13 protein-coding genes are annotated in these 21,926 nt (G+C 41.7%); 3 read left to right on the top strand and 10 right to left on the bottom strand.

The annotated features are described in order from the left end of the window. Positions 1–30: 30 nt before the first annotated feature. The gene (locus F8R90_RS03425) at positions 31–2,448 is read right to left on the bottom strand and encodes an endonuclease MutS2 (protein ID WP_196509567.1); all 2,418 of its coding nucleotides are present in this window, start codon (positions 2,446–2,448) and stop codon (positions 31–33) included. Positions 2,449–3,034: 586 nt separating this feature from the next. On the opposite strand from F8R90_RS03425, the gene F8R90_RS03420 reads away from it, so the two are divergent. Then, on the top strand, positions 3,035–3,709 hold the full coding sequence (locus tag F8R90_RS03420; RefSeq protein ID WP_196509566.1) for an OB-fold-containig protein: 675 nt from the start codon (positions 3,035–3,037) through the stop codon (positions 3,707–3,709). A gap of 19 nt (positions 3,710–3,728) precedes the next feature. Further along, positions 3,729–5,678, top strand: a complete 1,950-nt coding sequence (locus F8R90_RS03415; protein WP_196509565.1) for an SPFH domain-containing protein — start codon at positions 3,729–3,731, stop codon at positions 5,676–5,678. On the opposite strand, the gene F8R90_RS03410 is transcribed toward F8R90_RS03415, so the two are convergent. The 3 genes from F8R90_RS03410 to F8R90_RS03400 all read right to left on the bottom strand — a co-directional run bounded on the left by F8R90_RS03410 (position 5,675) and on the right by F8R90_RS03400 (position 7,879). Further along, positions 5,675–5,971, bottom strand: a complete 297-nt coding sequence (locus F8R90_RS03410) for a DUF2288 domain-containing protein (protein WP_196509584.1) — start codon at positions 5,969–5,971, stop codon at positions 5,675–5,677. The genes F8R90_RS03415 and F8R90_RS03410 overlap by 4 nt on opposite strands. Before the next feature lie 77 nt (positions 5,972–6,048). Beyond that, positions 6,049–7,086: an AI-2E family transporter gene (locus tag F8R90_RS03405; protein ID WP_196509564.1), complete on the bottom strand. Its 1,038-nt coding sequence runs from the start codon at positions 7,084–7,086 to the stop codon at positions 6,049–6,051. A gap of 154 nt (positions 7,087–7,240) precedes the next feature. Further along, positions 7,241–7,879 carry a lysophospholipid acyltransferase family protein gene (locus F8R90_RS03400; RefSeq protein ID WP_196509563.1) on the bottom strand — a complete coding sequence of 213 codons (639 nt, stop codon included), beginning with the start codon at positions 7,877–7,879 and terminating at the stop codon, positions 7,241–7,243. 307 nt (positions 7,880–8,186) lie between these two features. On the opposite strand from F8R90_RS03400, the gene F8R90_RS03395 reads away from it, so the two are divergent. Continuing rightward, positions 8,187–14,057 (top strand): trifunctional serine/threonine-protein kinase/ATP-binding protein/sensor histidine kinase, encoded by a 5,871-nt coding sequence (locus tag F8R90_RS03395; protein ID WP_196509562.1) that lies wholly within the window; start codon positions 8,187–8,189, stop codon positions 14,055–14,057. Positions 14,058–14,370: 313 nt separating this feature from the next. Here F8R90_RS03395 and fabD read toward each other — a convergent pair whose 3' ends face one another. From fabD to F8R90_RS03365, 6 genes are all read right to left on the bottom strand, one after another. Beyond that, complete coding sequence (gene fabD / locus F8R90_RS03390; protein ID WP_196509561.1) at positions 14,371–15,252, bottom strand: ACP S-malonyltransferase; 882 nt, start codon at positions 15,250–15,252, stop codon at positions 14,371–14,373. 122 nt (positions 15,253–15,374) lie between these two features. Continuing rightward, complete coding sequence (locus tag F8R90_RS03385; RefSeq protein ID WP_196509560.1) at positions 15,375–16,367, bottom strand: beta-ketoacyl-ACP synthase 3; 993 nt, start codon at positions 16,365–16,367, stop codon at positions 15,375–15,377. A 112-nt stretch (positions 16,368–16,479) separates the two neighbouring features. Continuing rightward, positions 16,480–17,502: a phosphate acyltransferase PlsX gene (plsX, locus tag F8R90_RS03380; RefSeq protein WP_190896829.1), complete on the bottom strand. Its 1,023-nt coding sequence runs from the start codon at positions 17,500–17,502 to the stop codon at positions 16,480–16,482. A 283-nt stretch (positions 17,503–17,785) separates the two neighbouring features. Further along, the gene (locus F8R90_RS03375; protein ID WP_196509559.1) at positions 17,786–19,267 is read right to left on the bottom strand and encodes a leucyl aminopeptidase; all 1,482 of its coding nucleotides are present in this window, start codon (positions 19,265–19,267) and stop codon (positions 17,786–17,788) included. A gap of 157 nt (positions 19,268–19,424) precedes the next feature. Then, positions 19,425–20,612, bottom strand: coding sequence for an EcsC family protein (locus F8R90_RS03370; protein WP_196509558.1), 1,188 nt, complete (start codon positions 20,610–20,612; stop codon positions 19,425–19,427). Positions 20,613–21,026: 414 nt separating this feature from the next. Next, positions 21,027–21,854 (bottom strand): alpha/beta fold hydrolase, encoded by an 828-nt coding sequence (locus tag F8R90_RS03365; protein ID WP_196509557.1) that lies wholly within the window; start codon positions 21,852–21,854, stop codon positions 21,027–21,029. Between the last annotated feature and the right edge of the window lie 72 nt (positions 21,855–21,926).

Below are 21,926 nucleotides of genomic sequence, written 5' to 3'. Positions count from 1 at the left end.
ATTCTCAAGATTACCATTTGCAAGTAAACTTTATTTGATGTGAGCAACGGTAACACCACTGCCGCCATCTGCTTGTTCTGCTGGTTCGTAGTTTTTCACTCTGGGATGTTGTTGCAAAAAGGCGTGAACTCCTTGTCGCAGCTTACCAGTGCCGTATCCGTGAATAATCCAGACTGGGCCTGTAGCTTCCGAGATGGCTTTATCTAAAATGTATTCGGCATCAGCCACCCGTTTACCGCGCAAATCAATGGTGTTTTGCGAGGTGCGAATTTCTGGAACACTTTGCGGTGGTGGTGTTACTGCTGCTGGGGCTGGTTTGGGTTTGACGATTGGTTCTGCTTTTTGACCATCTAAAGATTCTACGTCTTGCAACTTCACAGTCATCTTCATTAGCCCAAACCGAACACTTAACTCGCCATCTTCATCAGGGGCGGTGATCACATCCGCTATCTGTCCGAGTTTGGGAATGCGGACGCGATCGCCTATTTTGGGCATAAACCCAGCTTTTGGTTTTGCTGGCGTTGCTGGCTGATATTGCTGGCCAATTTGATTCAAGGCATTAGTTGCTTGCTGCGCCTCTTGGGCTGTAGGCGTACCTTGCTGCAAACGGCGAATCACTTGGGCAATTTCACCTTTCGCCTGAGCGATCGCTTGTTTTACTGCTACTTCCTGTGAAGCCCGCAAACTGCTTTCTCTCTCCTCCAAACTTGCGGCTTTTGCGGATACTTCTTTGTATAAACGTTCCGCTTGCTGCAACAAACTTTGGGCTTCGGCCGCTTTGGTTTCCTGGCGGCGGCGTTGCGCTTCTAAGCCAGCAATCACCTGGTTAACTTCATCTGTGGCCTCTCCCACTTGAATTTTCGCTTCTTCTACCACTTCTGGTTTTAATCCCAAGCGTAGGGCAATAGTCAGAGCGTTAGAACGTCCAGGTATGCCCCACAGGAGACGATAAGTAGGCGAGAGAGTACTTTCGTCAAATTCTACAGAGGCATTTTCAAACCGCTCATTTTCGTATTTCAGGGCTTTTAATTCCCCGAAGTGAGTGGTGGCGATTGTTAGCTGGGCGTGGTTGGCTAGATATTGCAACAAGGCGATCGCTAAAGCGCTACCTTCAACTGGATCGGTTCCTGCACCGACTTCATCGAGTAAGACTAGGGATTGGGGATTAGGAATTTCTTTTTCTCCAGTCCCCAGTCCCAAGTTCCCAGTACCCAATGCTTCTAGAATCCGACTAATCCGGCGGATATGCCCAGAAAATGTGGATAAACTTTGCTGTAAGGATTGTTCATCGCCAATATCTGCCAACACCTTATCAAACCAAGGTATTTCCACTGGTTCGCGGGCGGGGACAAATAAACCCACTTTGGCCATCAATGCTGCTAACCCCAAGGTTTTTAAGGTTACAGTTTTACCGCCAGTATTTGGCCCGGTAATGGTCACTACCCGAATTAGCGGGTTTATCAGTAAATCTACAGGAACTACTGGTTGCCCTTGTTCATGCTGTTGCTGCCACACTAACAGAGGATGTCGTAAGTTCCGCAAGGTAATGATTTCACTGTCTTCCCGCTGGATAAATCGCGGGGGATTCGCTCCTAGCCAGTAACTATAGCGCGATCTAGCGGTTGCCAGATCCAAAGTAGTAGCGATCGCTAACAATCTTTCCAAATCTGGTTTAACTGCGGCTACTTGCTCCGTCAAAGCACGGCGAACCGCTTCTTCTTCGGCTTGCTCTCTTCTGATGATCTGCCGCAGTTGGTTGCCTAGAGGTACTACCGAATTAGGTTCCACGTACAAGGTGGCACCACTGGTAGATGTATCGTGAACAATGCCGGGGATGGCATCTTTTTGGGGTGCTTTTACGGGGATGACAAAGCGATCGCCCCGTTGCGTAATTAGCTGTTCTTGAACTGCTCCAGATTTTGCTTGTAAGATATTTTGCAGCTTTTGAGTAATTTGACTGCGTAATCGCCGCAAATCTGTGCGAATTTCTCCCAGTTTTAGACTCGCGCGGTCAGTTACCTGGGCCCGTTCATCAATACAGCGGTGAATTTCCTGTTCTAGTTCTGGATAAGTCCGCAAATCGGCAACCAACCCAGTGAGTATCGGCAAATCTTCCTGATTGTCAATGACACGGCGCAAATTTCTGGCACCAGCGAGGGTGGTAGCGATCGCTAACAGTTCATCCCCTGCCAAAATTCCACTGCGTTCTGCCCGTTCTAAGGAATCGCCAATATCTTGAATTCCCTCAAATGACAGTCCCGTGGTGAGGCGGCTTTCCAGTTGGTAGACTTCTTTGGTTTGCTCTAACAACTGTTCGCTTTGGGTCTGAGAATCGGGTATTTTCAGATGACGCGCAGCTGTCGCCCCCAGCTTAGTTGCCGCAAAGGTGGCAAGGTGCTGGCAGAGGCGATGCCATTCTAATAGTTCTAAGGTTTCAGATTGGATCAAGGTTTCAACATCTAATCTGAAATTATGGTAACAATTCTAGCTCCTAGATGGATAAATTTTAAAGGAGAAAATTTTGCTTTAGTCAATAGTGAAGAGGTATATTTACCCTTTGCTTACCTTCACTGATGATCAACTGATGTATTTTATACTACCTAAAATCTTATTCTAGTCTAAAGTTAAACATTTTTTTTGACTTCATATAATTATGCAATGTGACTGTATTTAAAAAAATAGACATTTTTCGGTAATCAAAGAAAATCGACTATCCCTCCGATCCCTTCATTGAGTGGGCGGCTATTCCTCCCATCTCCAAAGTTATTAGTCATTGGTACTAATGACTTCGATTTTTCCACAGCTTTTGATGAAATGCTGTGGTATGAGTTAAATCGTCTTTTATTTACTTAAGCTTTGGTTAATATTTGCTTAACAATTATATTTTATTTTAAATAAAATATAATTGTTTTTCAGGCAAATACTCATAAGATAAAAATGTAGCTTTTTGTATTGACAGTTGTAGTATTAATAAAAGAAATTCAAATGGATTAGATGCTATAAAACTACCAGCACATGTAATTTACAAAATATTATGCTGTTTAGCCCAGCCAACTTGCCCTATTGGATTTTTCTGGGGATGGGAGTCTTGTTGTTCTTTTTTATGATAATTTCCGGCGGGGGAGGGCAAGATGTTGATGCAGATGTTGATGTAGATGCAGACTTAGATGCAGATAGCAATAACGAATTGAGCTTTGGGCAATTTCTGGGATGGGTAGGTTTTGGTAAAGCACCACTCATATTGTTACTAGCAACAGATTTAAGCCTGTGGGGCGTTTTAGGGTGGATGTTAAATGTTTTTATTAGTGGAACTTCAAATAATATTACTGCTTTTGTTGGAAGTGTTATATTATTTGGTTCGCTGATGATCAGTTTATTAATGGGAGGATTGATAGCACGACCAATTGGCAAGATTTTTGCCGAGTTTGGCGAGGATGCGAGTAGCGATCGCTTGATAGGTTGCGTTGGTATTGTTACGTCTGCTTACATTCCTATCGGCAATCAAGGTAGAATTGGACAAGTAGATGTACTGGATACAAAACGTAATCTTTTAACAGTTAGTGCTGTGATACCAGACTGGGCAACTATTGCACCACAACGTGGGGAAAAAGTTTTAATCATTGAACATAAAGCACAAATTTACGTAGTTATTGCCAAAGATAGTCCTGATCAAGAACAATGGTTAACTAACTCATCTCAGATAAATTAAATTTAGTGAGAGGAAAAATATGCTTTTTTGGTTAACTTTCATCCAGTCCTTACCTAGCGTCACAATAGCTGAAGCTCCACAAATTAATTTTCAAACACAAAAAAAGCAAACAACATTAATTTCCCAAACACTTCCAGTCAAAATCCAGCCGACTGTTGCCCAAATTAACGGGGGATTAGTATTTCCTGGAATTATTGCTGCTTTAGTTTTATTACTACTATTTAGCCTGTTTGCTTATACGCGGGTTTATGTAGTGACACCCAACAACGAAGCTTTCGTCAGGACTGGTGGTCTTTTTATTAAAAAAAAATCGGTAATTCTCTATGGGGGTTGTATTGTTCTACCGGGATTTCATCAGCTAACTCGTGTACCTCTGCGAGAAATTTCCATTGATGTGGAACGCACAGGTAAACTTGCAGTTCGGACTAAAGATTACTTACGAGCAGATATTAGAGTCACTTTTTATGTATGTATTAATGCCTCCGAAGACGATGTTTTAACAGCAGCCGCTAGACTATCTCAGAATGGCATTAAAATTACTCCTGAAGATATTAAAAATGCTTTAGAGAAACGAGCAGATGATGCAATTAGGGCGGCAGCTAAAACTAAGGATTTAGCGGAGATAGACTCTGATAAATTGGGGTTTGCTCAGGAGGTATTGAACTTAGTTGGCACCGATTTGAAAAAAGTGGGATTAACTCTAAATAACATTGCAATCTCAGAAATATTAGAAAGTGTTACCTACGATCCAGATAACTTCTTTGATGCTCAAGGTGTGCGTTTACGAACAGAAATTATTCAGCGCTCAATTCAACAAAAACGGGAAGTTGAGTTAGCAGCACAAGTGACAATTGAGCAAAAAGAACTAGATGCCCAAAAGCGATCGCTACAAATTGCCCAAGAGCAAGAAAGCGTTAAATTGGAGCAAAAATTACAAGTAGAAGCACTAAAAGCCCAGAAAGAACGCGAAATTCAAGAATCCAAAGATAGAGAAGCTGCAACAGTACGCCGTACCAAAATTTTGCAGGAAAAATCAATTGAAGAAGAAGAAATTCGCAAAAAATTATCGGTGCAGCAAAGCCAAATTGAAGCTGATATTTCCCTAGAAGAGCGCAATAAACAACTAAATGTAGCACAAACACTGCAAAAACAGGAATCTGAACTTGCAGAGATTTTACGTCAACAAAGTGTAGAATCTGGAAAGCTACAAGCACAAGTGCAGATAGCTGAGTCAGAAAGATTGGCAAAGCTTGCTCAAGAAGATGTAGCGATCGCTATTGCTAACAAAAAACGCGAAAGCTTTGTTGCACAAGCACAACAAGCCAAAGCCGAGGAATCAGTTAAGACAGCAGGTGAAGTTGAAAAAGCCGAACGCAACAAACGCCTATCGGTGATTGCTGCGGAACGAGAAGCCGAAGAACGGAGTATTGGCGATCGCAACGTTGTGGAAATCGATGCTTTCCGCCGTCGTCGTCAAGCAGAAATCGCCCAACAAGCAGCAGAATTAGAAGCTGAAGCAATTCGCACTTTAGCAGCAGCTAACCGCGATAAAGTTTTAGCAGAAGCAGAAGGTATTCAAGCAAAAATTTCTGCCGAAAATTCCATTAGTAACGCCAACCTCACTGCCAAAATTATTACCTCAATCTGGCCAGAATTAGCCGATAAACTACCAGAAATTGTCACCGCTTTAGCACCACAACCGGGAGTTTTAGGAGATACTCGTATTTACTCATTCCCTGGTGCAAACGGCAGTAGTAGCAGTCAAGATATTAACAAATTACTACTATCCACCAGTGGACTTTCCTTAATCAATACTTTACTTGACGAAGGCAAATTAGGCGAATTAATTGGCCAAATCAGCCAGTTAGTGCGTGGCAATAACCAAGTAATAACTGACACAACAAGCCATATTTCCTTAGAAACTATCACAACACCAACTCTGATGGAAAACGCCACAAAAACTGATTAAGCTGCAACTATTTCTTGCGCCAGAACGTAAGGCTGAACAATCAGAGTATTAAATCGCTTAGTGCGATCGCTATTCCATTCTCCCACCTGTACTGTCGTGGGTTTGGCAATCAATTGCTTATCAATCCACTGTTCCACTGATGGTATGTTATCACTGGCGATCGCTACTCCAACATCCACCAAGTTTAGCTCAAGTGCCACCAAAATTACTGCATCTCTTTGTACATGAGGAATTAGCCACTCCCACTCTGCCTCATCCAAAATTTCTGTTAATTCTGCTCTTAAATCCGACATCATTCCCCAATGTTTATTTGTAGATGGCTATTTTCCCATTATTAACTAAAAGGTACTTCATGACAAATAACCAATTACTAAACTTCTGATTTCATTTCATCAATTTCAAATAAAGATACAATTACTCCAGCTATAGGAATAGATATAAAAACACCTAATAATCCTGCTACTCTAGCGCCTATTAGCAAAGCAAAAAATACCACTACAGGATTAAGATTCAGCGCACCTTGCATAATTCGGGGCGCAATCAAGTTGTCTTGTATCTGCTGGAGGACAATACAAGCTATCAATACTCTCAATGCTAACCAGACACCTTGAGACAACACAAATAGAGTAATTGTGCTTACTCCTAATGTTGCTCCTATGCCAGGAATGATATCAAGAATTCCAACTATTATTGACAATATCAAAGCAAAAGGTACTTTTAATATTAAGAAAACTAGGAAAGTAGAACTTGTGAGAAATGCACTTAATAATAACTGACCTCTAAAAAAACCTAAAAAAGAGCGTCTGATTATATTTGTAAATCTGTGACGGCGGTGTTTTGGGACTATTTTTAAAATAAAGTTCCACAATTTTTCTCCATCTAATAGCATGAAAAAAGCCACAACTGCAATCAATATAAAAGTTACGAAATTTGTCATAAACCCTTGTAAAATAGCTAAACTAGTCACAAGGCTTGATACAGCTTGATTCCGCAATTGTTCTTCAATAAAACTTAAATCTATCTGTAAATTACGGCTTTGCAAAAATCCTTCTAGCCGCTCTAATAAAGGTACTAAAGAATTTAAAAATGCAGTGATACTATCAATTAATTGTTGTCCTTGAGATAAAACCGTTAAGCCCACGGTAATTATCAGACCGCCTATAATCACAATACTGAGCAAGAAAATGACACCAACCGCTACACCGTGGGGCAAAAAACGCCGCAGTCCCTGTACAGGATAGCTGAGTAAAAAAGCCAAAATTGCAGCAAATGTAAAAATAACAATGACCGCTTCAAAGTAAGCTAAAAGCTGTACAATTGCCCAGCCAGAAGCAACCAAAAGCAAAAAGCGGACTAGCGCCAGATTATTTAATCGCTCCCAAAAATTCTTGGCTTCAAAGCCGCTCATATGCTGTTTAGGGTTAAATTGATTGTAGATTTGCCTAGCAGTTGCATTTAAGCATAAAGTTAGACTTCATTGCTAGAGCACATTGACCTTAAACATACAGAGGCTAAGGTGCGATCGCTACCTCCCTAAAGCATATATCTCTTGCTTGTCTAACTCATCTTCCTAAATCATGCATCTCGTTAATTACCGTGGCACACTTTTGTGTCAACGCTTCCAATTCCTCTTTATTAGTGGAACTAGGCGCATCAATCAAGTTACCAATTCTCACAGTGATGGGAACTGCGCGAGGTAGGGACGATCCTTTTTGTAAAATCTCTTCAGTACCCCAAACACTCACCGGCAATATTGGGGCTTTTGCTTTCGCCGCTAGCAGTAGTGCTCCTCTCTTGGGGTCTGTAATTCGACCATCTGGGGTGCGAGTACCTTGCAAGAAAACACCGACAGCCCAACCATTATTGAGATATTCTAGGGCGGAACGGATGGCATTGCGATCAGCATTTCCTCGACTCACCGGGTAAGCACCGTACAATTTAATCGCTTGCGCCAAAACTGGGATTTTAAATAACTCTTCCTTAGCCATGTACGCCACTGGACGACGTACACAGTTGGAGACAATTGGCGGGTCAAAATAACTAGCGTGATTACTCACTACTAACAATGGCCCTGATTGGGGAACATTTTCCGTACCATAAATCTGGCCCCGAAAGTAAGCGTGAAGCATGGGGCTAACGACCGACCATTTAAAGGCGTGGTAAAGTGCCAGACTGATAAACGGTTCGCGGTTTTTGTCCACAGAAGATAATTCAAATCAGACTGAATTTAGCATACGCGATCGCAAGGCCCAGAGCAAACTCCAAAAAGCTGTAGAAACCCAAGGTACTGATTTCGACAATTTGAAGTCAGCTTTTTTGCTACATTCCTTAGCTTTGAAAATATCCTTTTAGGGGCTTCCAATTAAAAAATATCCAGTATTAGGCGAAACTCCGTAACGCATCATATCTACGAATATTGGATAATTTATTGTTTGATATTCTTTTAAATTATGAATTGCTTCACCCATCTGGGAATACTAAATCTGTAAATCGTCAGGATTTAGCAATATGGTTACCACTCTAGTTACTATTCCCGGATATCAAGTTAACGAACAACTTTATAATGGTTCGAGAACCATAGTTTATCGCGGTTATCGAGAAACTGACTCTTTACCTGTGGTAATTAAACTGTTGAAAAATCCTTATCCAAGTTTTAGTGAACTGGTGCAGTTTCGCAATCAATACACCATTACCAAAAATATCAATTCTCCTCTAATCATCCAAACTTATAGCCTAGAACCGTATCAAAATAGCTATGCATTGGTGATGGAAGACTTTGGTGGAATTTCTCTTAAAGAATGGGGAACAGGGGAAAACCTACGAAATCTCACGGAGTTTTTACAGATAGCGATCGCACTTTGCAATACCTTAGATATCTTGTATTGCGCTCGGATTATTCATAAAGATATTAAACCCGCCAATATTCTAATTAATCCAGAAACCAAACAAGTTAAATTAATTGACTTTAGTATTGCATCCCTATTACCGCGGGAAAGTCAAACACTGATGAATCCTAATGTATTAGAAGGGACGCTTAGTTATATTTCTCCTGAACAGACAGGAAGAATGAATCGAGGAATTGACTACCGAGCTGACTTCTATTCTTTAGGTGTGACTTTTTACGAATTATTGACGGGAGAATTACCGTTTCAATCAAATGATCCGATGGAGTTGGTACATTGCCATTTAGCAAAACTTCCAGCAAATATGAATAAACCTCGCTCGCCTTTGGCTCCCCCTCCATGCCAAGGAGAGGGTTGGGGTGAGGTTTCTTTTCCTATTCCCCAAGTTCTCTGTAACATCGTGATGAAATTGATGGCGAAAAATGCTGAAGACCGCTATCAAAGTGCATTGGGACTGAAATTTGATTTAGAAAATTGTTTATCTCAAATCCAAGAAACTGGTGAAATTAAAAGTTTCCCAATTGCCCAACGGGATGTGTGCGATCGCTTTATTATCCCTGATAAACTTTATGGACGGGAAACAGAGATAGAAATCCTACTCCAAGCATTTGAAAGAGTTAGCCTTGGTGCAACAGAAATGATGCTGGTAGCTGGTTTTTCTGGTATTGGTAAAACTGCGGTTGTTAATGAAATTCATAAACCGATTGTTAGACAACGCGGTTATTTTATCAAAGGAAAATTTGACCAATTTCAACGGAAGATTCCCTTAAGTGCATTGGTGCAAGCATTTCGGGATTTCATGAAGCAACTATTAACAGAAAGTGATGGACAAATCCAGCAATGGAAAAGCAAAATATTAGAGGCTGTGGGTGAAAATGGACAAGTAATTATTGAAGTCATCCCAGAATTAGAAAGAATTATTGGTCAACAACCATCGCCTCCAGAATTATCAGAAAATGCAGCACAAATTAGATTTAATTTAATATTCCAAAAGTTTACCCAAGTTTTTACCACTGCCGAACATCCATTAGTGATGTTTTTAGATGATTTACAATGGGCAGATTTAGCATCGCTGAAGTTAATGCAGTTATTAATGGCTGATACAGGACATCTTTTATTAATTGGTGCATATCGTGATAATGAAGTCAAAAAAGCACATCCGTTAATATTGACCTTGGGTGAAATTGAAAAAACACAAGCAACTATTAATACAATTACATTGGCACCACTAAGTCAAAGACAAGTGAATCAGTTAATTGCTGACACACTTAAGTGTTCTGAGGATTTAGCGTTGCCTCTTTCCCTACTTGTATCTCAAAAAACTCAAGGTAATCCATTTTTTGCTACACAGTTTATCAAAGTATTACATCAAGATAGGCTGATCCAATTTAACTTTGAATCAGGCTTTTGGGAATGTGACATTGCACAACTTACGACTCTAGCGGTTACAGATGATGTTGTTGCCTTTATGGCATTTCAACTACAAAGATTGCCACAATCAACTCAAAATATCTTACAGTTAGCTGCTTGTATTGGCAATCAATTTGATTTAGCAACCTTGGCAATTGTTTCGGAATCATCGGAAATTGAAACGGCTGCTGATTTGTGGAAAGCTTTGGAAGAAGGGTTACTTTTAACTACTGGTGATGTTTATAAATTCTTTCAACACAGTGGGCAGGATTCTGAATCAAAGCCTTTAAATTCCAATTTCCAAGTCCCAATATATAAATTTTTACACGATCGCGTTCAACAAGCTGCTTATTCTTTGATTCCAGAAGCTCAGAAGCAGACTACTCACTTAAAACTTGGTCAGATCCTGTTAAATAATATTTCTAAAAGCGAAAAAGAAGAGAAAATATTTCAAATTGTTAGTCAATTGAACCTGGGGTTAGGGTTAATTACTCAACAGATAGAACGAGATCAACTAGCTCAGTTAAATCTGTTAGCTGGACGGAAAGCTATAGCTGCCACTGCCTACACTGCTGCGATTGAGTATCTAACGCTAGGAATGGAACTGCTAACAGCAGATAGCTGGCAAAGTCATTACGATCTCACCCTAGCGCTGTATGAAGATGCAGCAAAAGCAGAATACTTAAATACTAGCTTTGAAGAGGCTATCAAACTGACAGACCTTATCTTGCAGCAAACTACGCAAATGTTGGACAGAATTAAAGCTTATGAACTCAAAGTTCAGATTTATATTGCCCAAGATCAGCAAGTTAAGGCCATTGAAACAGGGTTAAAAGCACTGGAGCAGTTAAACATTTCGTTGAGGTCAACTGATGTAGAACAGGAGAATCGTTTAGCTCAACTACCAACTTTAACAAAGTTAGCTGATATTCCAGAAATGACCAATCTGGAATCTCTAGCTGCACTGCGGTTGCTGATTAGCATTACACCTCCTGTTCATCATGTCAAACCGGATATGTTTCCGTCAGTAGCACTGACAAAGCTTCATCTTTGTCTTGAACAGGGACATTCATCTTTGGCTGCTTTCGCCTATGGAAGTTATGGTGTATTTCTTTGTGCTGTAATCGGAGATGTCGATACCGCTTATTACTCAAGTCAAATAGCTTTAAAGCTACTAGAACAATACCAGAGTAAAGAAATCAGTTCAAAAATTTATATGATTTTTGGTGTTTTTATCTGTGCTTACAAGGAGCATGGTCGAAATACACTCACAGCTTTACGACAAAGTATCCAGTGTGGGCTAGAAGTTGGAGATATCGAACATGCTAGCTATTCAATGATGGCTGAATGTACGCATTTATTTTTAATTGGAGAAACTCTAGATACTATTGAAGAAAGGCAAGCAAAATATATCGATCTACTTTTAAAATTTAAACAAAAACATTGTGTTGATTATGCCAAAATTTGGAGGCAAGTCACCTTAAATTTACTCGGACAATCCTCTCACCAATATTACCTGACTGGTATTGATTTTGATGAGACAGGAATGTTGCCACATCTCCACAACACCCACAATCATCAGTCACTATTTGCCATCTATCTTGCCAAAACAGCTATTCTTTATACCTTTGACCAGTATGAACAGGCTGCAAGCAATGCAGAAAAAGCCACTGAGTATATGGATGGAGCCTTTGGTCTACTATTAGTTGTGGCACATAACTTGTACTACTCTTTGTGCTTACTTGCAAATTATTCTAGCTGCGATCGCGAACAGAATCAGCAAGAATGTTGGTTAAATCAGGTAATTACCAACCAAAAACTCATGCACTATTGGGCTGGCTATGCTCCTGTTAATTTTCAGCACAAGTACGACTTAGTTGAGGCAGAAACAGCGCGGGTAATGGGAGATAAGCTCAAGGCGATGGAATATTATGATCGCGCCATCTCCCTTGCCAAAGCCAACGGCTACATCCAAGAAGAAGCACTTAGCAACGAATTAGCAGCCAAATTCTACCTCGACTGGGGTAAAGAAAAAGTCGCTCAAGCATATATGCAAGAAGCATACTACTGCTACGCTCGTTGGGGCGCAAAAGCCAAAACTAATGACTTAGAAAAGCGCTATCCCCAACTGCTTCAACCCATCTTGGAACAACAACGAATTAACCTTAACCCTCTAGAAACTATTAGCTTTCGTGGTACTTCCTCATCTACTCGTAGTTCTAGCACTGACAGCACTTGTATTTCTGATGGTCTGGATTTTACGTCTGTCCTTAAAGCCGCTCAAGCTATATCCAGTTCTCTAGAATTAGATCAACTCATTGCTAGCCTCACCCGCATTATCCTAGAAAACTCTGGCGCGAAAAAATCTGCACTAATTCTTCCCCAAGGAGATACTTGGCAAGTTAGGGCAACTACCTTTATTAATCATGGATCAAATTCCCAGATTGCGATACAAACCATTCTTGATTCACAACCACTAGATACTTGTCAAGATATTCCCATAACAATTATCAATTACGTTAAAAATACCCAACAAACAGTTGTGATCGATAACTTGCAAACAGATATTCCTGGTGTAATTGGGGAATATATGCACCGAATAAAACCTCAGAGTGTATTATGTACCCCGATTATTAATCAAGGGCATTTGGTAGGGATTCTTTACCTAGAAAATCAACTAACTCAAGGGGTATTTACTAGCGATCGCCTCAGCGTTATTAACTTACTTTCTTCCCAAGCAGCAATATCCTTAGAAAATGCCCAATTATACACTAATTTACAGGACACCGAAGCCCGTTTTCACCGCCTTGCGGAAAATGTTCCGGGAATGATTTATCAATTCCAACTTTTACCAGATGGTATCACCAGGTTAAGCTATGTTAGTACCGGTTGTTATGAAATTTACGAAGTCCCATCAGAGCAGGCAGTAGCTGATGCTAACAGTTTGATATCTCTGACTCACCCAGAGGATATGGTGCGTTATCAAGAGACTATTACCATTTCTGCTCAAACCTTGGAGCCTTGGCTATATCAAGGACGAATTATCACCCTTTCTGGTCAGTTAAAATGGATTCAAGCTGCATCCCGTCCAATTAAACAAGCTGATGGCTCAATTATTTGGGATGGCTTGTTGTTAGATGTCACAGAACGCAAACAAGCCGAAGCCGCCGTCATTCAAAAATCCCAAGAATTGAAAAAAGCTTTAGAAGAATTACAACAAGCACAATTACAAATGGTTCAGAGTGAGAAAATGTCTGCATTGGGTAATTTAGTTGCTGGGGTAGCCCATGAAATGAATAATCCTTTGGGCTTCATTGCTGCTAGTCTCAAACAAACTAAACCTACCATTGCGGATATAGTTGAACACTTAAAACTATATCAAGCAAGTCTTCCCAATCCCGATGATCAAATCAAAGAACATGCTGAAGAAATTGACTTGGATTATAGCTTAGAAGACTTACCCAAGATTATTGATTCAATGACTATGGCGTGCGATCGCCTTCACAATATTAGTACCAGTCTCCGAACTTTCTCCCGTGCTGATAAAGATTACAAAGTGCCGTTTAATATCCATGAAGGTATCGACAGTACGATTTTAATTCTCAAACATCGCCTTAAAGCAAACGAAGAACGTCCAACAATTGAAGTTATAACTGATTATGGTAATTTGCCGCAGTTTCTTTGTTTCCCTGGGCAACTAAATCAGGTATTTATGAATATTATGGCCAATGCCATTGATGCGCTAGATGAATCAAATACAGGACGGAGTTTTGAGGAAATTAAGGACAATCCCAACCGAATTATCATTAAAACCTCAGTAGCAAATCAAGGCGTGAAAATTTCTATTGCTGATAATGGTAATGGGATAAATGAAGAAGTAAAACAAAAGATTTTTGACCACTTATTTACTACAAAAGGTGTGGGTAAGGGTACAGGATTAGGATTAGCGATCGCTCGTCAGATTGTTGCAGAAAAACATGGAGGAGTGATTGAGGTAAATTCTACACCAGGCGAAGGTACTGAATTTGTCGTAACCCTACCGATAGAAGCTAACTTCATAGCTTGATGAGAATTTATTTTTCCCATTCCTCAAAGATGGCTTCGATATTATAATTGCAACATCAATCGAAGATAAAACTGTAAAAATTGCGCCTAGTTACTTAACGGTAGAGGGGTGATAACAGAATTTATCAAAAAAAAGGACGGAATTAGGATTAGCGTAGACGCATTAGCGAAGCGGTAGCGACGAAGGAGCGTCAGCGGCTTTTCGTCAGACATCGCACGTCAAATTGTTGAAGAAACCCACAATGGCAAATTGAGTTTTAACTCTGCTCTGCACGAGGGTACAGAATTTTAATTGAAATGAAGTTATAAAAAAACTAAACAGGTAAATCAGCAGCACTCTGGATGTTTTTTAAAATTAAGTCAGGGCTACTGCGTTTAATCAAGCCAGTTAGGACTTTACCAGGCCCAATTTCCATTACTTGTTGGATACCGTTAGCTGGTAATTGCAGAGAGATTTCTCGCCATCTTACAGAACCAGTCATTTGTTTATTTAGGCGCTGCTTTAAAATCTCGGCATCAATAGATGGAATTGGTTCTACATTAGACAAGACTGGCACAGTAGCTGGCTGAAATTCCACAGATTCTAAAATGTCTTGGAATTCCGTAGCCGCGGGTGCTATTAAATGTGAGTGAAATGCTCCAGAAACTTTTAGGGGAATAGCACGTTTTGCTTTAACTTGAGTCATCACTGCTTGTACAGCCTCAATCGTGCCTGAAATTACCACCTGACCCGAACTATTGTCATTTGCTAGCACCACATCAGGCGTTTGGGCAATGACTTTTTCCAACTGTTCGCGGTCAAAGTTCATCAAAGCCGCCATCATCCCACCAACGGCACTATCCATGAGTTCTGCACGACGCTTTACTAGATATAAACCAGCCGACCACTCAAAGACACCCGCTACATAAAGGGCAGAATATTCTCCCAAACTGTGGCCAGCAACTAAATCTGGCTGGTGTCCACGTTCTCGGAGAAGGTCAGCAAGAATGCTTTCTACCACATAAAGAATTGGCTGAGTGTATAGCGTGTGTGATAACTTTTCTTCTTCGTTTTGACAGATTTCTGTTACAGACCAGCCCAAAATTTCCTCAGCTTGGGCAAATTTGTTTTTAGCGGAGGCTATATCTAATAAATCAATTCCCATTCCCAGTGCTTGAGAACCTTGTCCGGGAAACACCCATGCAGTTTTAGTCATTAGTCATTAGTCATTGGTCATTGGACATTGATCATTCGTCATTAGTTATTGGTCATTAACAAAGGATAAATGACTAATGACATAGACGCGCCAGCGGCTTCCCGCAGGGTAGGACAAAATATTCACCTTCCCCATTGAAAAATTGCCGCACCCCAGGTAAGACCGGCACCAAAGCCGGATGCAGCAACAATATCATTAGGTTTAATTTTACCTTGCCGCACTGCTTCATCCAAAGCTAAGGGAATGGAAGCAGCAGAGGTATTGCCGTACTGAGCGAGATTACTTATAACCTTATGTTCTGGGACATTCAAGCGTTGGGCGACGGCATCGATAATCCGCTGATTGGCTTGATGCAACAGCAGCCAATCTATTTTGTCAACACTAAGGTTGGCTTGAAACAAGGCTTTATCAATGATTTCTGGCACTTTCTGGACAGCAAAGCGGTAGACTTCTTTGCCGTTCATAGTAATAGGTTGGTAAGTGCCTTTGGTGATATTTACACCAGTGAGTAGTTCTTGAGAAGCGCCTGCATAGGCAAGGTTGAGGTGATGGTTTTGAGTCCCATCACTTTTCAGTGCAAATCCCAACAAGCGATCGCTTTTAGAAGCCTGCAATACTACTGCCCCTGCACCATCACCGAACAATACACAAGTGCGCCTATCTTGCCAATCTACCCAACGGGAGAGGATATCTGCCCCTATCAACAGTACATTTTTATAGACACCTGTTCTAATGTATTGGGCTGCTGTAACTAGACCAAACACGAAACCAGAGCAGGCTGCTGTCAAGTCAAAAGCTACTGCGTTGGTGGCTCCCAATTGAGCCTGTACTTGACAAGCACTACCAAACAAATCATCAGGGGTGGAAGTCGCTAGCAGAATCAGGTCTAGGTCTTCTGGTTTAATTCCCGAAGCTGCGATCGCCTGACTGCTGGCGGCAGTAGCGAGTACACTCAAGGACTCAGATGGCAATGCTAATCGCCGTTGACGAATTCCAGTTCTTGTAGTTATCCACTCGTCTGATGTTTCAACTAGTTCAGTTAATGTCTGATTGTGTAAGGAAGTTGCTGGTACTGCCGAGCCACTTCCGGTAATTGCTATGCCTACGTTTTCCACTCCTAATCTCCCTAGCTATCAGCTTTTTGTCTTTTGTCCCTTGCCCTTGTCTTTTGTCTTTCGTCCTTGCAAATGACAAATGACAAATGACTCATGACTTATGACTGAATCGCTAACCGCTTTCGCGCTCTAGGATATATTGGGACTGAATTCGTTGTAGCACCTGGTTGTCAACGGCTTCTTTGGCCATACGAATTGCATTAAAAATTGAAGGAGCTTGTGAGCTTCCGTGACCGATAAAACAGACTCCTGCCACGCCTAACAGCAAAGCGCCGCCGTGTTCTGCGTGATCCATCCGCTGCTTAATCCGCTTCAGGTTTGGTTTTAAGAGTGCTGAACCGATTTGACCATGCAATCCTTGGGGTAATTCTTCCCGCAGAATTTGCAGAATCACTTCTCCGACTGCTTCGGCAAATTTTAATAAGACATTTCCTACAAAGCCGTCACAGACAATCACATCAAAGCGACCGGAAAGCACATCACGCCCTTCGGCATTGCCAATAAAATTAATTTGGGAATTTTCGCGTAGTAATTGGTGGGCGCGGACGGCTGCATCATTGCCCTTAGAGTCTTCTTCACCAATATTCAACAAACCCACTTTAGGTTCGGTTGTACCCAAGACATATTGACTGTAAGCCGATCCCATGACGGCAAACTGCTCTAAAAACTTCGGACGGCAATCTACATTCGCGCCGACATCAAGTACCAACACTGGCTTACCAGCAATAATTGTCGGAAAAACAGTTCCAATGGCTGGGCGGTCAATTCCCGGCAATCGTCCTAAGCGGAGCAAAGCTGATGCCATAGCTGCCCCGGAGTGGCCAGCAGAAAATACGGCATCTGCCTTTTGCTGCTTGACTAAATCCATCGCCACATTGATAGAAGCCTTGCGTTTGCGTCTAACTGCATTTAAAGGCTCCTCATCCATAGCGATCGCTTCCTCAGCAGGAACGATCTCCATCTGCCCTAAATTCGTTTTTGGCGGCAAGGCAGCTTCTATTTGTTGGGGATCACCAACCAGTAATACATCTACACCCAATTCTTCCCTTGCTCGCAGTGCGCCAGCAACGATTTCACCGGGTGCGTGATCCCCTCCCATTGCGTCAATTGCGATCCGTACGCGAGTCGATCCCATTGCTCAGAGCTTTTAGAAACCTTATAAATTTTACCAGATGGCTTTGCCGAAAAAGCTTAACTTTCTGACTGCCAAATTACTTCTGTTACTATTGCAACAATTTTTGCTGGCAAGCTCAAGATAGCACGAATTGGGAATGGGGAATGGGGCATTGGGCATTGGGCATTGGGAAAAGACAAGGAAGAGGGCGGAGACAAGGAAGAAACTTGTTCAATAATTCTCCCTTGTCCCCCTTGTCCCCCTCATCTCCCCCTGCTCTCTGCTCCCTGCTCCCCTGCCTCCTCTACTCCCCAATCTCCAGCACCCAGTTAACTAGCGTCCGAACGCCGTAGCCAGTTGCCCCAGAGCCGTTGTAGCCATTTTCTTTATCTGTCCACACTGGGCCAGCAATATCTAAGTGCGCCCAAGGTGTTTCTTTGACGAATTGCTTAAGGAAAAGGGCTGCGGTAATGGAACCACCTGGACGCGGGCCAGTATTTTTCATGTCGGCAATGCCAGATTTTAGCCCTTCAAAATATTTTTCTTCCATTGGCATCCGCCAAATCTTTTCTCCTGAGGTTTGGGCGGCTTTCTCTAACTGGGAAGCAACAGCATCGTCGGGAGTGTACAAACCAGCAATATCTTCACCTAAGGCAATCACGTTAGCACCGGTTAGGGTAGCTAAATCCACGATCGCATCTAATCCTAATTTGTCGGCATACACCAAGGCATCTGCTAGGGTCAAACGTCCTTCAGCGTCGGTGTTGTTCACTTCGATTGTTTTGCCGTTTGATGCTGTAAGTATGTCTCCAGGGTGCATAGCACGACCGCTAATCATATTTTCAGCCACCGCCGAGATGAAGTGAACTTCAACATCTGGCTTAATTTGAGCAATTGCTTTTGCCGCACCCAAGGTAGCAGCTGCACCGCCCATATCAATTTTCATGGTTTCGATGCCGCTACCAGCACCTTTAATGTTGAGTCCGCCGGAATCGAAGGTTACACCTTTGCCAATAATTGCTAGTTTCTTTTTGGGTGTACCTTCTGGCTTGTAAGTCAGGTGAATGAATTTAGGGGGCAACTCGGAAGCTTGCGCTACTCCCAAAAATGCACCCATACCCAACTTTTCACAGTCTTCTTTTTCCAGAATTTCTACTTGTAAACCGTAGTCTTTAGCGATCGCTTGAGCAGTTTCGGCCAAAGTAATTGGTGTTACCGCGTTGGCTGGCGCTGCCACTAACTGCCGTGCCAAATTTACCCCTGAGACAATTTGATTGGCGCGGGTGATGGCTGCTTCTTGTCCACCAAATCCTAGTAAATCTACGGTTTCTATTTGTGAACCTTTATCTTCTGGTTCTGATTTAAAACGATTATCTTGGTAAAGTGCCAATTCTACGCCTTCTGCGATCGCTTGGGCACTTGCGGCTGGATCGTTATTCCACAATGGGAAACTAAATCCCAGAATTTTGCTTTTTTGCTTTTTTGCCACTCTGGCTACAGCAGCAGCAGCGCGTCGCAAAGTATCGAGTTTTAGTGCATCTGGTTTGCCTAAACCTACCAGAATCAATTTACGCACCGGGCTACCAGGATTCACACGAGTGAAGATGGTACTGTTGGCTTTACCTTTAAATTCTTCTTCAGCAATTAGTTCTTTTAAAACCCCGGAAAACTTTTGATCTAAAGTTGCCAATTCTCCAGTTAACTCTACTGCATCTTCAAATAATCCAATTGCCAAACTATCGCCTGCCCACTCTAGCAAAGGCTTATCACTAGGTTGAATTGTCATGTTGGGATTTTGTGTAAATATTCCTACTTGTACCAGTATTGCTCAAAATTCTTGTTTCAGGCTGAGGGGAGTGGGGATCATTCAACCTTTTGAATCACCTTTAAAAGGCTAATTCTGTCTTTATATACTCGTGAACTCCGCTGAGAATTCCACTCTTTTACCTCCTCTGCCCAATGACCAATGACTCAATTGCATTTGTATCAATGTCAAATTTGCTGGCGATCGCTGTCATTATATGTTGCTCAACTGGTGTAGTCTTACCGTCAAGCTGGGCAATTTTGTAACATTGAGCCAGCAAGGGTATGGCAAAATCACGATTCAGCTGATTGAGTAATATATCTAAAGACTTAAGTGATTTGATATTTTGGGCAATGGCATCCAATGAGTTATTACTAAGATTTACAGCTTGTAATTCTGGCAAAATTTCTTGCAAAGTCTTCTCTGGATGACTAGCGAGGATCATGTGAACTAAAATTTGATCCATGACTGCTTCTTGAGCGATCGCAGTTTCTAGATACTTTTCACTTTCAGCTTTCAATGTTGCTATTGTCTGTGGCGATGTAAGCGAAGTTGATTCATCTAGCTTGGCTTCGTAAAATCGACAAGCAGCATATCCCAATGAATAAATCATCGTCGCATTTGAACTAGCTGCGATCGCTGCACCTGCAAACGGCACATTTCGCAGCAAGCCTAATCCCGCAGCTTTCAAAAGACGCCCTCCACCCAAAGCCAGACCAAAAATTGCTAAAATTTCGCCTTTACGGGCAGGATCTTTTAAATCTAGCCCATAGTCAAATGCAATTTGATAAAGCATTTCTGACTGCAATTTTGTTGTCGCTGTTAAATCAATTGCCAACAACGCCACTGCTACTCCTGGCAAAATACTAGTAGCTAGTCCAACTGTGCCTGCTTGAGTCGCTTTTTCCAACATGATTCGGTGAGCAATCTGGCTGGGTGATTCATTTGGATACTGTTGCTTGAGCTTGTTTACCGCAGCTTCTGCTTTTTCCAAATCAACAGCGTCAGTATTACCAATCAGCCAATTTAGATTTAATACTCCAGATAGTTTTCTAATCAACCAATTTTCGCTGAGGCGATTCACAACCTGACCGCTGGTTTGAGTTGTTTGCTCAATTAACTTGTGTGTTTGTTTCGCCGTCGCTTCTCCCACCCCTACTGCTGTGTCTAAAACTGCTTTGCCAGTCTGAGCAACATTTGTAAGAAAAGACTCTAATATAGACGGTTCATTTTCTACTGATGATTGAGCTTGGATATTTACTTCTGAAGTTTCTCTGGGTGAATTAACAGATTTATTCACCTCTATTTTTTGGGGTTTGTCTGCCATTGCTTGACACCATCTTGTAAAGCCTCTCTATTTAAACTTGTAGCGAAATATGAGCGGCTTTACATCCCTCTATAAACGTAAATATCAGTTTAAGATTAACTATTTTATTATCCAAACTACTATCTTAATCGGTCATAATAGGAACATATTGCTCAAGGGTGAGTGTTCCCAAATACGCCAAAACTCGATTTATATCTAATTCCCGCGTTTGATCTAGCAAGACAATGAAAGACAGAGACAAAGCACCAGCATCGGCTGAAAAGCGCTGTTATAAACTGAGATTATTGAACACCCAAGAACCATTTTGGTAGTTAAAGGTGCAATTATTAGCGTTGGGTACTTTTCCCCAAGGTATACCGACCACTACAGCACGTCAAGTTCCTTGCTGTTCTGTCCTCTAGGAATACTAGTAGGCTATCGTCTCACCTCTAGCCCCGTACTCATATCAGCATTACTTTCTAAAAAGTCATTATCTTTAAGAATTTCATAGAGATTAATGTCTTCCTCTAGCAAACAAGCATGTCCACAATTCGGCAACACCACAATTTTGGTGTTTGGTAAGATATTAGCTATCCGCTTCACTTCAGTTACAGAAGGCAAAAGGCGATCGCTACCACCGGCAATCAGCAAAGCTGGTTGAGTTAAGCGACCTAATTTCTCGTCATCTACATCAAATTCTCGTAGTAAAGACAACCGCCAAAGAACGGTTTCTGACGGGACAGAACGCATAGTTTTCAGCAGTTCATGGCGATCGCTCCGAGAAATTCGTGGCAAAGATGCTAGAAATGGCAACAACCCCAGTGCGCCAACATCATACAACTCGGATGGCACCAAGTAAGTTAGTTGGGATGCCCAATTCAACCAAGGGCGAAGACGAAAGGCAGAAGCTGGGTTAATTAAAATAATTCGCTTAAATAAATGCGGTGCTTGGATTGCTACTTTCATTGCCAAGCAACCACCAAACGACTCACCACACAGGTAAACTGGCCTCTGAGAACTTTTTTCTAATTCGGCGTGGATTAAGTCCAATACACTCTTAGCTAGCACATCCCAAGTATTAAGGTCTTGGCGTGGGATCGCCAAACAACGGACATCAAAGCCAGTTTCTAATCCAGCGGTTTGCGATCGCAATAGTTGACCAGTTCCATCCATTCCTGGCAAATATACCAACAGCGGATACTCTGGCTGTACTCGTTTAGGAGTCAGGAAACAAGGGTTTAGCTCAACTTCTGAGATAGTCATTGGTCATTAGTCATTAGTCATTAGTCAATGGTATAAAACTTTTGGACTGCTGATTGTTGCTTTTGCTAGCTT

The organism is Nostoc sp. NZL (assembly GCF_015714705.1).
Classification (GTDB): Bacteria; Cyanobacteriota; Cyanobacteriia; order Cyanobacteriales; family Nostocaceae; genus Nostoc; species Nostoc foliaceum_A.
This window is presented reverse-complemented; position numbering and strand designations above follow the sequence as displayed.